This window comes from Gordonia pseudamarae (assembly GCF_025273675.1).
Classification (GTDB): Bacteria; Actinomycetota; Actinomycetes; order Mycobacteriales; family Mycobacteriaceae; genus Gordonia; species Gordonia pseudamarae.
In genome coordinates this window covers 1,989,917-2,003,300 of sequence record NZ_CP045809.1, presented here as the reverse complement: position 1 = coordinate 2,003,300, position 13,384 = coordinate 1,989,917, and the positions used below count along the sequence as shown (strand labels likewise).

General features: G+C 66.7%; 14 protein-coding genes. 6 read left to right on the top strand and 8 right to left on the bottom strand.

What is annotated here, in order from left to right; all coding sequences use genetic code 11:
* The first annotated feature begins 111 nt into the window (after positions 1–111).
* Both GII31_RS08815 and GII31_RS08810 read left to right on the top strand, forming a co-directional pair.
* A complete protein-coding gene (locus tag GII31_RS08815; protein WP_213248660.1) occupies positions 112–819 on the top strand; it encodes a L,D-transpeptidase in 708 nt (235 codons plus the stop codon).
* 441 nt (positions 820–1,260) lie between these two features.
* Positions 1,261–1,398 carry a hypothetical protein gene (locus tag GII31_RS08810; protein WP_213248658.1) on the top strand — a complete coding sequence of 46 codons (138 nt, stop codon included), beginning with the start codon at positions 1,261–1,263 and terminating at the stop codon, positions 1,396–1,398.
* Between the two features lie 52 nt (positions 1,399–1,450).
* On the opposite strand, the gene GII31_RS08805 is transcribed toward GII31_RS08810, so the two are convergent.
* From GII31_RS08805 to GII31_RS08795, 3 genes are all read right to left on the bottom strand, one after another.
* The gene (locus tag GII31_RS08805) at positions 1,451–2,269 is read right to left on the bottom strand and encodes an Fpg/Nei family DNA glycosylase (RefSeq protein ID WP_213248656.1); all 819 of its coding nucleotides are present in this window, start codon (positions 2,267–2,269) and stop codon (positions 1,451–1,453) included.
* Positions 2,270–2,301: 32 nt separating this feature from the next.
* Entirely contained in the window at positions 2,302–2,775 is a 474-nt protein-coding gene (locus GII31_RS08800; RefSeq protein WP_213248654.1) for a ribose-5-phosphate isomerase, read from the bottom strand.
* Between the two features lie 191 nt (positions 2,776–2,966).
* A complete protein-coding gene (locus tag GII31_RS08795; RefSeq protein ID WP_213248652.1) occupies positions 2,967–3,575 on the bottom strand; it encodes a mycothiol-dependent nitroreductase Rv2466c family protein in 609 nt (202 codons plus the stop codon).
* Between the two features lie 137 nt (positions 3,576–3,712).
* Here GII31_RS08795 and pepN point away from each other — a divergent pair, with 137 nt between their 5' ends.
* Together pepN and GII31_RS08785 are read left to right on the top strand one after the other, a co-directional pair.
* A complete protein-coding gene (gene pepN, locus GII31_RS08790; RefSeq protein WP_213248650.1) occupies positions 3,713–6,286 on the top strand; it encodes an aminopeptidase N in 2,574 nt (857 codons plus the stop codon).
* A 134-nt stretch (positions 6,287–6,420) separates the two neighbouring features.
* Positions 6,421–6,987, top strand: a complete 567-nt coding sequence (locus GII31_RS08785) for a mycothiol transferase (protein ID WP_213248648.1) — start codon at positions 6,421–6,423, stop codon at positions 6,985–6,987.
* Positions 6,988–6,993: 6 nt separating this feature from the next.
* On the opposite strand, the gene GII31_RS08780 is transcribed toward GII31_RS08785, so the two are convergent.
* Complete coding sequence (locus tag GII31_RS08780; protein ID WP_213248646.1) at positions 6,994–7,686, bottom strand: response regulator; 693 nt, start codon at positions 7,684–7,686, stop codon at positions 6,994–6,996.
* Positions 7,686–9,248, bottom strand: coding sequence for a sensor histidine kinase (locus GII31_RS08775; RefSeq protein WP_213248644.1), 1,563 nt, complete (start codon positions 9,246–9,248; stop codon positions 7,686–7,688). The genes GII31_RS08780 and GII31_RS08775 overlap by 1 nt, the downstream gene beginning before the upstream one ends.
* 129 nt (positions 9,249–9,377) lie before the next feature.
* Between GII31_RS08775 and GII31_RS08770 the strand changes: the two genes are divergently transcribed.
* A complete protein-coding gene (locus GII31_RS08770; RefSeq protein WP_246222176.1) occupies positions 9,378–10,841 on the top strand; it encodes a cation:dicarboxylate symporter family transporter in 1,464 nt (487 codons plus the stop codon).
* 317 nt (positions 10,842–11,158) lie between these two features.
* Here GII31_RS08770 and GII31_RS08765 read toward each other — a convergent pair whose 3' ends face one another.
* The 3 genes from GII31_RS08765 to GII31_RS08755 all read right to left on the bottom strand — a co-directional run bounded on the left by GII31_RS08765 (position 11,159) and on the right by GII31_RS08755 (position 12,586).
* A complete protein-coding gene (locus GII31_RS08765; RefSeq protein WP_213248642.1) occupies positions 11,159–11,644 on the bottom strand; it encodes a DUF5130 domain-containing protein in 486 nt (161 codons plus the stop codon).
* Positions 11,631–11,879 (bottom strand): aa3-type cytochrome oxidase subunit CtaJ, encoded by a 249-nt coding sequence (gene ctaJ / locus GII31_RS08760; RefSeq protein ID WP_213248640.1) that lies wholly within the window; start codon positions 11,877–11,879, stop codon positions 11,631–11,633. Before ctaJ ends, GII31_RS08765 begins: the two co-directional genes overlap by 14 nt.
* Positions 11,880–12,001: 122 nt before the next feature.
* Positions 12,002–12,586 carry an HNH endonuclease gene (locus tag GII31_RS08755; protein ID WP_213248638.1) on the bottom strand — a complete coding sequence of 195 codons (585 nt, stop codon included), beginning with the start codon at positions 12,584–12,586 and terminating at the stop codon, positions 12,002–12,004.
* A gap of 258 nt (positions 12,587–12,844) precedes the next feature.
* On the opposite strand from GII31_RS08755, the gene GII31_RS08750 reads away from it, so the two are divergent.
* Positions 12,845–13,270, top strand: a complete 426-nt coding sequence (locus GII31_RS08750; RefSeq protein ID WP_213248636.1) for a globin — start codon at positions 12,845–12,847, stop codon at positions 13,268–13,270.
* The last annotated feature ends 114 nt before the right edge of the window (positions 13,271–13,384 follow it).

Genomic DNA, 13,384 nt, shown 5'->3' with positions numbered 1-13,384 from the left:
CCGCACAAGCCTTTGGCCGATTCACAACGGTTGTGTCACGATGTATCCGCGCGTCGGGGGATGCGCAACCGCTGATACACGAAAGCAAAGGCTCCAATCCCAGTGCTGACAATGAGACGACGTAAACGCCCTCGCCCCGCGCGGCGAATCACCGGTGTGGCAGTCGGCGTGCTTGCTGTGGTTCTCGCATTCCCGAGTGTGGCGAGTGCCGCTCCCGTCACCGTGATCCCCGGCCTCCCGCCCGTTGAGATCCCCGGCCTGCCGTCAGTGATCACACCCAAGATCACCCCGACTGCGCCGAAGCTGACTCCGACGCCGACCACGCCGAAGACCACTCAGACGCCGACCACCACCCGGAAGCCCAAGCCGTGGGTTCCGGCCATCCCGAATGTGCGGACCTCCACCGGCTACGTGGCGCTCGCGCTCGATTCCAAGCACACCATCTACTGGTGGCACAACGGCAAGCTCGTGCGGCAGATGCCCATCTCGATGGGCTCGAACAAGCACCCCACACCCAACGGCGTCTATCACACCAAGGAGAAGTACCGCGACATGTACATGGATTCGTCCACGTACGGTGTCCCGATCGACTCCCCCGAGGGCTACCGCACCTACGTCGAGTACGCCACCCGCATGTCCTGGGACGGCATCTTCATCCACGGCGCCCCCTGGTCCGAGGCACAGCAGGGCAACAGCAATGTGAGCCACGGCTGCATAAACGTCACCAACGCGTACGCCAAGTGGGTCTACGACAACGTCCCGCAGGGCACCCCGATCGTCGTTCGCGGCACCATCGGCGGCCAGTACACGGGCGACTGATCACCGGTTGCGGTCCCGCGCAGTTACACAGAAGGGAGCCCGGTCCGCATGGACCGGGCTCCCTTCTGTGAGCGCATCGCCACCTATGGGCACATCGTCTGCGAGCGGTACACATCACTGTGCCGCAATCACTGTGCTGCTCAAGATATTTGACAGTGTCCGGACAAAATGTGTTCTCCCACAACACCCTGGCGGGCACAGGATCGGATCCGCCGACACCCTTCGACGATGCGGAATCCGGTTAACCCCGGTTAACCCACCGCGCTCGGCGCTTTCGGTTCGACGGCGACCAGCAGGGTGCCGCACGCCACATCTATCCGCCGCCGTGTGTGTGACCACGTTGCGGACGTTTTCGCGCCGCCGCGCCGTTGATACATATGTAACGTTCGAGCGGCCCGGCCCGAACTACACAATGGCAATCAATCAAAGGAGCTTGTCGCCATGACATTCGCACGTCTTCGTGCCCACTTTATTCACACCGTCGGCCGCCGGAACCTGTACAGCCGGATCGCGCAGATCCCGAGCCAGTCGCAGCGCGACGAATTGCTGATCATGGCCCAGCGCGCCGAAATGCGCTGACCATACACCGCATCCCCGGCAACGGGTCCGGTTACACCGCCGCTCACGCCGGTCACCGTTGACATATCGGACACCAGAACAGGTTCCGGCCGTCCAGGACCGAGTGGGCGATGCGTGTCCCGCAGATCCGGCAATCCTCACCGGCCCGCCGGTAGACGTAGGTTCGCGGACGGTCCGCCGCGTACGAGGGTGCGCCATGATCGTCGGCTGACCGCACCACATGGATCCGGCCTTTCCGGACCCCCACCCGCATCAACGACACGAGATCGGCCCATACGGCGTCGAACTCGTCCCGGTTGATGCGGGTGCCCTGTCTGTACGGGTCGATCCCCGCGCGGAAGAGAACCTCGGCCCGGTAGACGTTCCCCACCCCGGCGAGCACCTTCTGATCCATCAGCAGCGCGCCGATCGGGCGCGTCGACCGGGAGATCGCACTGAAGGCGCGCTCGGGCTCCGCGTCACGGCGTAGCGGATCGGGTCCGAGCCGTGCCACCAACGCGTCGAGGTCGGCCGGTGTGTAGATCTCGCAGGCCGTCGGTCCGCGCAGGTCCACCCCGATATCGGCGGCCTCGATCCGCATTCGGACCTGGCCCACCGGAGGCGCCATCGGAGCCGACTGTTCGGTGAATGAGCCGTAGAGACCGAGGTGGATGTGCACCAGGCGCTCACCGGCGCGGCGCGCACCGGCGAGCGGGCGGTATCGCTGTACCAGGTGCTTGCCCCAGGCCTCGGCCGTGTGGAAGATCGTTCCGTCGACCAGGGCGGCGCCCTGGGCGAATCGTCCCTGCGGACTGGTCACGGCCACCACCTGGCCACCGAGCAGCGTGCGCTGCCGATTTGCCAGGCGATGCAGTGTATGACCTTCGGGCATCGCGCGGACCCCGTGTCAGCCGCGTCGGGCGATCAGGCCTGCGGAACCTCGGGGGCCTGTCCGGTGCGCTCGTACTCGGCGAGGATGTCGATGCGCCGCTGGTGGCGCGGTTCCTCCGACCAGGGCGTCGCGAGGAACGCGTCGACGATGGCGAAGGCCTCCTCCGCCGAGTGCATCCGCCCGCCGATCCCGATCAGCTGGGCGTTGTTGTGCTGGCGCGCCAACTGCGCGGTCTCCACGCTCCACGCCAGCGCGCAGCGGGCACCCGGAACCTTGTTGGCCGCGATCTGCTCACCGTTGCCACTGCCGCCCAGCACGATTCCCAGGCTGCCCGGGTCGGCCACAGTCCTGGCCGCCGCGTCGACGCAGAAGGCCGGATAGTCGTCGAGGGCGTCATAGACGTGTGCCCCGCAGTCGACGACCTCGTGGCCCGCGGCCTTGAGGTGGTCGGCGATCTGGTTCTTGAGTTCGAATCCGGCATGGTCGGCACCGAGGTAGACACGCATGGCGTCGACTATAGAGCGCGATGCGCCGTCACCCGAAAACCCGCCCCGCCCCGGTCGCCGCCGGGGCGGTGCGCCGGCAGCGCCGATACCGGAAGGCCCGCGCCCGGCCGCCGATCCGGTCAGGGGGCTGGATACCGGTCGGAGTGTCTGATCCGGCCAGGCGCTCTAGGACATCGGCTCCAGGGCATGCCCTAGCCGAACTCGGGCCCCTCGTTCCGGGTTCGTTTGAGTTCGAAGAAGTGCGGGTAGGACGAGAGTGCGACAGCGCCGTCCCACACCACGCCCGCGGTCTCCCCACGCGGAATGCGCGAGAGCACCGGCCCGAAGAACGCCAACCCGTTGATGTGAATAGTCGGGGTACCCACATCATCACCCACCTTGTCCATGCCCGCGTGATGGCTGCTGCGGATGGCGTCGTCGAAATCGGTGCCGTCGGCCGCATCGGCCAGCGCCGGGTCCAGCTCGAGGGCGGCGAGCGCCTCGGGGATCACGACGTTGAGATCCTTGTTGCCCTGGTTGTGCAGGCGGGTGCCGAATTCGGTGTACAGCGGGGCGAGCACCTCATCGCCGCGCAGCGCCGCCGCGGCCGCGAGCACCCGGACCGGCCGCCACGCGTTCTTGAGTGTCTCCCGATACTCGTCGGGCACATCCTTGCCCTCGTTGAGCACGGCCAGACTCATGAGGTGGAAATGCACGTCGATGGGCCGTACCTGTTCGGCCTCCAGAATCCAGCGCGAGGTGATCCAGCACCAGGGGCAGAGTGGATCGAACCAGAAATCCACACGATCTCGTGACGACATGCTGCGGGTCCTTTCAACATTCCGGTACCGGTATCGGTACCGGTATCGCGGTTCAACCCCGCCGCTGCCGCGCTGATTCCACCCCGGGCCGAGCGTATCGCCAGACCCGTTCCGGGGCGGCCACTAAGCTTGCGGGGGTGACCGCTCCCAATCTGACCAGAGACCAGGCCCGTGCCCGCGCGGCGATCATCGACGTCGCCCACTACGCCATCGACCTCGACCTCACCGACGGTGCCGGCGCACCCGGCGAGAAGACGTTCGCCTCCACCACCACCGTCCGCTTCACCGCGACACCGGGCGAGAGCACCTTCATCGACCTGGTGGCACCGGAGCTGGTGTCCGCGACCCTCAACGGCACGCCTGTCGACGTGAGCGGTTTCGACGAGTCGGTGGGGCTCAGACTCGGCGATCTGGCCGCCGACAACGAACTGACCGTCGTCGCCAACTGTGCCTACTCCAACACCGGTGAGGGCCTGCACCGCTTCGTCGATCCCACCGACAACGCGGTCTACCTGTACTCGCAGTTCGAGACCGCCGACGCCAAGCGCATGTTCGCCTGCTTCGACCAGCCCGACCTCAAGGCCACCTACTCGGTGACGGTGCTCGCACCGGCCGACTGGAAGGTGATCTCCAACGGAGCCACGGTGGAGGTGGTCGACGGCAGGCACGTGTTCGCCGAGACCGCCCCGATGAGCACCTATCTGGTGGCGCTCATTGCGGGCCCTTACGCCGAGTGGACCGACAGTTACACCGACGACCACGGCACCATCCCGCTGGGCATCTACTGCCGCGCGTCGCTGGCCGAGTACATGGACGCCCACAGGCTGTTCACCGAGACCAAGCAGGGTTTCGCCTTCTACCACAAGAACTTCGGTATCCCGTATGCGTTCGGCAAGTACGACCAGCTCTTCGTCCCGGAGTTCAACGCGGGCGCGATGGAGAACGCCGGTGCGGTGACCTTCCTGGAGGACTACGTCTTCCGCTCCCGCGTGACCAAAGCCCTCTACGAGCGCCGGGCCGAGACGGTGCTGCACGAGATGGCGCACATGTGGTTCGGCGATCTGGTCACCATGGACTGGTGGGATGACCTGTGGCTCAACGAGTCCTTCGCGACGTTCGCCTCCGTGCTGTGCCAGGCCGAGGCCACCGAGTACACCAGCGCGTGGACCACCTTCGCCAACGTCGAGAAGTCATGGGCCTACCGGCAGGATCAGCTGCCCTCGACACATCCGGTGGCGGCCGACATCCCCGATATCGCCGCGGTGGAGGTGAACTTCGACGGAATCACCTACGCCAAGGGCGCCTCGGTGCTCAAGCAACTGGTCGCCTATGTGGGCCTCGAGCCGTTCCTGGCCGGTCTGCGCGACTACTTCCAGGCACACAAATTCGGCAACGCCACATTCTCCGATCTTCTTTCCGCACTCGAACGTTCGTCGGGTCGCGATCTGTCGGACTGGGGCAGCCAGTGGCTCAAGACCACCGGTATCAACGTGATCCGACCTGATTTCGACGTCGACGCCGACGGCAGGTTCACCCGGTTCACCATCGTGCAGGACGGCGCGCAGCCCGGCGCCGGCGAAACCCGCGTACACCGGCTTCGGGTGGGCATCTACGACGACACCGGCTCGGGCAAGCTGGAGCGGACCCACAGCGTCGAACTCGACGTCGACGGCGCCGCCACCGAGGTTCCGGATCTCGTGGGGGTCCAACGCGGTGCGCTGGTGCTGCTCAACGACGGCGATCTGACGTACGCGTCGGTGCGTCTGGACCCCGAATCGCTGGCCACCGCGACCTCACGGGTGGGCGATATCGCCGATTCGATGCCGCGCACGCTGATCTGGTCGGCGGCCTGGGAGATGACCAGGCAGGCGGAGATGAAGGCCCGCGACTTCGTTGCGCTCGTCTCGGCCGGCATCGCCGCCGAGTCGGAAATCGGTGTGGTGCAGCGGGTTTTGTTGCAGGCCACCACCGCACTCGATTCCTACGCCGATCCGGCGTGGGCCGATTCGACCGGCTGGCCGGCGTTCTCGGCTCGCCTGCTCGAACTCGCCCAGGCCTCCGATGCCGGTTCCGATCACCAGCTGGCCTTCGTCAACACCTTGCTCGCCGGACGCCTCAACGACGACCAGATCCCGGTTGTCCGTGGGCTTCTCGACGGCGACGATCCGGCGACGCACGGCCTGTCCGGGCTCACCGTCGACACCGATCTGCGCTGGAAGCTGGTGCGCGCGGCGGCCACCGCCGGCGCGATCGACACCGATCCGGAGTCGACACCGCTCATCGACGCCGACGAGCAGCGCGACAACACCGCCGCCGGCACCCGGCAGGCCGCGGCTGCCCGGGCGTCGCGGCCGCTCACCGAGGCCAAGGCGCACACGTGGACTCAGGCCACCGAGAACGACGAGCTGGCCAACATCTACACCCGCACCCTCATCGAGGGATTCGCCCGGTCCGGCCAGGACCACCTGCTCGGCGACTACGTCGCCAAGTACTTCGCCGCGATCTCCGGCATCTGGGAACGCCGCTCCAGCGAGGTCGCACAGACCGTCGTACTGGGCCTGTACCCGGCCTGGGCGATCAACGACGAGGCGATCGCCGCCGCCGACGCCTTCCTCGCCGAAGAACATCCGGCCGCCCTGCGCCGGCTGATCTCCGAGGGCCGCGACGGCGTCGCCCGCTCGCAGCGCAACCAGGTGTTCGACGCGAGTTGACGCACCCGATCCGGGTGGCCGAAGGACATCCGTCCTCGGCCACCCGGATCGATCGACGAACACGGACCGAAGGTGTCCGCTATGGCTCGTAGCGTCGGAGAGGTCAGAGTCCGAACCGACGAAACGAGCATCCGATGGGCCTCTACACCGCAGTCACCGTCCCCGACGTCACCGGCGAGAAGCGTGAGCTGCTGACCGTTCTCGCCGACCAGCGCAACCTGTTCCGCGTCACCGTGCGCAACCTGACCGAGGTGCAGGCGCGGCAGCGCACCACGGTCAGCGAGCTGACACTCGGCGGCCTGGTCAAACATCTCGCCTCGGGCGCTCGCGGTACCGCGAGCGTGATCACCGAACGCGACGAGAACGCCACACTCGACATGACAAGACTCGAACACGACTACGACCTTCTCCCCGACGAGACCTTCGAAGCCGTGCTGGCCGAGTTCGACGCCGCCACCGAGGCCCTCGACGCCGTCATCATCGACGTGCCGAGCCTGGACGATCTGATCCCCCAGCCGACCGCGCCGTGGGCGCCCGAACGCACGTGGGAGTCGGTACGCATGATGGTGCTCAACAAGATCCGCGAGTACGCCCACCACAGCGGGCATGCCGACATCATCCGTGAGGCGCTGGACGGCCAGAACACGATGGCCGCGATCTCCGAGGGCCAGGACTGGGCCGCCGCGATGGACTGGACCTAGGGAGCGTCAGCGCCGCCACCGGTAGCGGATCTGCGGCCGGCCGGTGTTGCCGTATTCGGTGATCCGCGTGACGGTGCCGTCGTCGGCCAGACGTTCCAGGTACCGCCACGCCGTAACCCGTGAACTACCTACCGCCGCAGCAACTTCCGATGCAGTCAGTCCACCGCCGGAGTCCTGGACGGCACGGCCGACGGCATCCTCTGTGGCCGGTGCCGAACCCTTGCGCGCGGTGCCGCGGCCATCAGCGGTACGCAGGATCGCCAGTGCTTCGTCCACCTCGCGTTGACTCACCGCGTCACCGCCGGCACCGAGAGCGTCCCGGTAGCGCAGGTACTGGCCGATCTTCTCCCGGAACCCGGCGAAGGTGAACGGTTTGAGCAGGTACAGCAGGACCCCATGGGCCATAGCGCTGCGCACACTGGCGAGATCACGCTGTGCTGTGATCGCGATGATATCGGGTTCGGGACGCACTCCCGACAGCGCGGCGGCCAGATCCACACCCCTCGCGTCGGGGAGCCCGAGGTCCAGCAGAACCAGCCCGATCGGTTCTCCGGCTGCGGCCGCCTCCGCTGCCGTGCGCAGTCCCTGCTGCGCAGTTGTCACCGCATCGACCACCTCGAATCCACCGATGCGGCCGAGGTAGTCGCGGTGTGCGGCCGCGATCAGCGGGTCGTCCTCCACGATCAGCACCCGAATCATCACACTTCCCCCGCCTCGTTCGGATCGGCCGGGATCACGACGCTGACCACCGACCCGTAGGTGTTCTCGGCGCGCAACTGCCCGCGGTGCGCGGCAACCACCTGCGTCACCAGCGCCAACCCGAGGCCGCGGCCCCGTTCGTCGCCACCGTCCTTGGTGGAGAACCCGCGGTGCTGCGCCGCCGCCAGCGTCTCCAGGTCCATGCCCGGACCGCTGTCGGCGACGACGATCCGCACCCCCGCATCGTCGGCCGTCACCGTCACCTCCACCCACGGATCGTCCGGGTCGGCGGCATCCAGTGCGTTGTCGACGAGATTGCCCACCACGGTCACCACGTCGCGCGGCGAGAGCACCGCCATCGCCGCATCATCGACCTGCGATTCCTCGGTGAGTGTGAACGAGATCCCGCGCTCGGAGGCCTGCGCGCTCTTGCCGAGCAGCAACGCGACGAGCGCCGGTTCGTGCACGGACTCGGTCATCGTGTCGATGAGCTGCTGGGACAGTTCGAGTTCGGTGGTCGCCATCTGCGCCGCGTCGCCGGCGCGGCCCATCTCGATCATCGCGACGATGGTGTGCATCCGGTTGGCCGACTCGTGCGCCTGTGAGCGCAACGCCTCGGCGAACCGGGTCATCGAATCGAGCTCCCCCATCGCCTCCGACAACTCGGTCCGGTCACGCACCGTGACCACCGCCGATGCCGCACGGCCCGGCACCGGCGATCTGTTGACCACGAGGATGCGGCCCCGGTGGGCGACGAGTTCGTCGTCTCGGACCGGTCCGGACTCACGCAGAAAGTCCGGGGCGACCGCCAGGTCGGGCTGCAGGTCGCCGATCAGCCGGATCGCTTCGTCGTTGACCAGCACGATCCGGTGGTCCTGGATGACGATCAGCCCCTCGCGCACAGCGTGCAACACCGCGTCGTGATGTTCGTACATGATCCGCAGGTCACGGGGAGCAAGTCCGCCGGTGGCCCGCAACAGTCGCCGACGCACCAGCCACAGACCGAAACCCGCGGCGATCAGGGCGGTGACAGCGATAGCGATGATCAGCGGCAGCTGCGAGCGCCAGCCCTGCGCAAGGGTCTGCTCGGTGATACCGACCGACACCAGCCCGACGATCCGTCCATCGGCGACGACGGGAACGACGGTGCGGATCGACGGACCGAGCGTTCCCGTGTATTTCTCGGTGTACACGTGCCCGGCCAGCGCCTGTGCGGTATTGCCCAGGTACTTCTCTCCGATCCGGTCTGGGTCGGTGTGGGTGAATCGGGTGCCGTCGGTGCCCATAATGGTGATGAAGGCGACGCCGGTGCTTTCACGCACCCGTTCGGTGATCTCCTGAAGCGCCATGCCGGGCCGCTCGGAGGTGAGTGCCCGCGCCGTCTCGGGCATGTCAGCCAGGGTCGACGCCACCGCGGTCACCTGCCTACGGGCGGAGTCGGTGGCGTCCCGGCGTGCGTCGAACGCCGCCAGCGTGCTCGCACCGGCCACGAGCAGCAGCACGACGACGAGCGCGGCCGCGACCGATTGACCGGCCAGAGTCCGGGGTACCAGCCTGCGCACGCACCCTCCTCCCGTTGTGGATCGGTGAACGTAATGAACTTAACCGTGACCGGACTCACGTTGTGATCCGACAATTCTTCTCGTAACAGCGCTCGAAGTACACGGAGTCACAGGAGAAAGGCGGGAACAATGGGGTTCAGATCACGGTCCGGGGAATCCACACCGGAACCATCACCGGAGCGGTTGGTGCAGAAGCGCGACCGTACGCATTGGCTGTACCTGGCGGTGATCGCGGCCGTCGTCGGCGGCGTGATCGTCGGCCTGGTGGCCCCCGGTGTCGGCGAGGACATCGGCTTCCTCGGCACCATGTTCGTCAACCTCATCAAGATGATGATCGTGCCGGTCATCTTCTGCACCATCGTGCTCGGCATCGGATCGGTGCGTAAGGCGGCCACCGTCGGCAAGGTCGGCGGGCTCGCGTTCGTCTACTTCCTGTGCATGTCCACTCTTGCGCTCGCGATCGGCCTGATCGTCGGCAACATCATCAAACCGGGCGACGGCCTGGACATCGCATCGGTCGCCGGTCAGGGCGACGCACTCGCCGAGAAGGCCCACGAGGCCGGCGGCACCATCGAGTTCCTCGAATCGATCATCCCCACATCGATGTTCAGCGCCCTCACCGAGGGCAGCGTGTTGCAGGCACTGTTCGTGGCCCTGCTGGTGGGCTTCGCCATCCAGGGCATGGGCAAGGTGGGCGAACCGATTCTCACCACAATCGCCTACCTGCAGAAGCTGGTCTTCAAAGTGCTGACGATGATCCTGTGGATGGCACCGATCGGAGCGTTCGGCGCCATCGCGAACGTCGTCGGCCAGACCGGCTGGAAGGCCGTCGGCCAGATGCTGGTGCTGATGCTCGCCTTCTACCTGACGTGCCTCATCTTCGTGTTCGGTGTGCTCGGCGCCCTCCTGCGCACCGTCACCGGTTTCTCGATCATCCGCCTGGTTCGCTACCTGGCCCGCGAATACCTGCTGATCTTCGCCACCTCGTCGTCCGAGTCGGCGCTGCCGCGACTGATCGCCAAGATGGAACACATCGGCGTGGAAAAGACCACCGTCGGTGTGGTGGTTCCCACCGGGTACTCGTTCAACCTCGACGGCACCGCGATCTACCTGACGATGGCCTCGCTGTTCATCGCCGACGCGATGGGCGATCCGCTGTCGATCGGCGAACAGATCGGTCTCCTGGCTTTCATGATCATCGCCTCCAAGGGTGCTGCCGGTGTCAGCGGCGCCGGGCTGGCCACCCTCGCCGGTGGCCTCCAGGCGCACCGGCCGGAGATGCTCGACGGTGTCGGCCTGATCGTCGGAATCGACCGCTTCATGTCGGAGGCGCGCGCGGTCACCAACTTCTCCGGCAACGCCGTCGCGACCCTGCTGGTCGGGTCCTGGACCGGCACCGTCGACAAGGATCGTGTCAACTCGGTGCTGCGTGGTGAGGATCCGTTCAACGAGGAAACCATGCTCGACGAGGACCAGCTGCATCTGCCGGGCGACGACGACGCGGCCAAGACCACCGCGGCAGGCGCGGTCCAGACCGGTGACTTCGTGGCTGTGCCCGCCGCAACCGCCGCCGCGAAGGTCACCGGGGCGTAGCCCGCACATCACCCGGACGGCATCTCACCCAGACGACTTCTCACCCAGACGACTTCGGCCGCCCATCCGGATGGATGGGCGGCCGAAGTGGCTTGTACGTCAGCGGGCGTCCGCCACTGCGATAGCCAACGCGGCAACCAGTCCGTCTGTCAGGACGCGGCCGCGGCAGTGGCCATGACATGCAACGCGGCAACCAGTCCGTCTGTCAGGACGCGGCCGCGGCAGTGGCCATGACATGCAACGCGGCAACCAGTCCGTCTGTCAGGACGCGGCCGCGGCAGTGGCCATGACATGCAACGCGGCAACCAGTCCGTCTGTCAGGACGCGGCCGCGGCAGTGGCCATGACATGCAACGCGGCAACCAGTCCGTCGATCAGATTTCCCTGACGAATGCTGGTGATGGCCGCGGACACGCCGAGCTGTGCGACGCGATCGTTGACGCGGTCGGCGACGTCCTTGCCCGACACCACGACAACATCCTTGGTGTTGGGCGAGACGGCGATGAGCGCGCCGTTGTACGGTTCGGGAGCCTTGCCGAGGATCGCCTTGGCGTCGGACACCGCATCGGCACCGAGATCGCCGATGAAGACCGAGAAACGGACCTGCGCGACCTCGCTCGACTCCTTGAGCGCGTCGTCGAGAGCGACCAGATCGTCCCGGCTGAACGGCGGCGTGGTGGGTGCATCGCCCGGGAACCGGGCGGCCGACACCCGGCCGCTGCTGGTGATGACCGTGCCCATCGGCAGTGCGCCCGATGCGGTCGTCAGATCACCGTTGTTGTGTGCCAGGTCACCACTTGCCACTTGCCGTACCTCCGTCTACATCCTCGGGTTCCGCGTGCCGCTCCAGCGTCATCGGCGCGATGTCGGTGGCGCTGAACAGCAGCGGCTTGTGGGTCCACTTCTGGTCAAGGGTATAAATCTGCACCTTGGGGTACTTGAGCCCACCGGAGAACGCCATCGACACAACGCATGCCGCGACCAGCAGCACACAAACGATTGTGATGGGCACTCCGATTGGGACGATCAGGTCTTCCATGTCACCCTTCCGATCAGTGTGGTGCACCTTATAGGTGATCAATCTAGACCACGCGACGCCGCGGCGAGCACTTACCCCTACGCAGTGTCGTAGACCGTGCCCCGGCGCCGGGGGCCACCCGCTCAGGCGGCGCCGGCGTCGATGTATTGCACCCAGTCCGGGTCGATGACCTTGACGGTTGCCAATAGCCGCCAATGCCGACCCTTGGGGGCGGCCGGGGGGATCGGCAACGACCAGCCGAGTTCGCTGAGCAGCTTGTCGGCCTTGCGATGGTTGCAGTTCGCGCAGCACGCCACACAGTTGTCCCAGCTGTGTCCACCGCCCCGGCTGCGGGGCAGGATGTGGTCGATGGTGGTGGCCTTGGCACCGCAGTATCCGCAGCGGAAGTGGTCGCGGTGCATCAGCGCGGCACGCGTCAGCGGCACCGACGCCCGGTACGGCACCCGCACGTAGGTACGTAGCCGGATCACGGTCGGCACCGGGATCGCCATCCCCTCCGAATGCACGCTGGTGCCGGCGGCATCCGCGTGGACGACATCGGCGCGATCACGCAGCACCAGTACGATCGCCCGCCGGATGGTGACCGCGGTCAGCGGTTCGAAGGTGGCATTGAGCAGCAGGACCCGGCGACGGCCCCAGTACGGTGCGGCGCGGACCCCGTCGTCGGCCGCCGAACGGCCGTCGCCGGTCCCGGAGACCACTGTCATCCGTGCCCGCGCACCGTCGTCTCGTGGGCTGTGTTGCGCTGTTCGCGTCATACCGTCTCCCGGGTCAGCATCGGACGGTCACATTTCCCGTCGCTGTGCTCGCCCGTTGACCAGTTGACCACGGTTGCGCACCGGATGCACGGGTAATACACCCGTTGGCGCTGGTCGATCACGTGAACAACACGTGACCGTCGCGCGCGAACTTTCGGGTGACCGATCGGCCGACGGCGTTTGTTGCCTCGCCCGACTACCGGGACAATGGTGGGCGTGAGTTCCGACAGCCCCGGACCGGCTCCCGCAGAGCAGACCTTCTACGACGCGGTGGGCGGTGCCGACACGTTCGCCCGCATTGCCGCCCGCTTCTACCAGGAGGTGGCCGGCGACGAGATCCTGCGACCGATGTATCCCGAGGAGGACCTCGGTCCCGCGGAGCGGCGGTTGCGGATGTTTCTCGAACAGTATTGGGGCGGTCCGCGCACCTACTCGGACCAGCGCGGCCATCCTCGGCTGCGGATGCGCCACAATCCGTACCATATCGGCCCGATCGAGCGCGACGCGTGGCTGCGCTGTATGCGTACCGCGATCGCGGCGATCGACGACTCGACGCTGGACGCCGCACACCGGCGGGCACTGACCGAGTACGTCGAAATGGCCGCACAGATGATGATGAACTCGGCGATCTGAGCGGGGCGGACAACGCCCGCCGAAGCGGGGTGAGCTGCCCCATTCCGCACGATTCGGACGCAACACGGCGTGAGTCGTGGTTAGGACCGACGGCACTGTTAGGGCAAACTTACG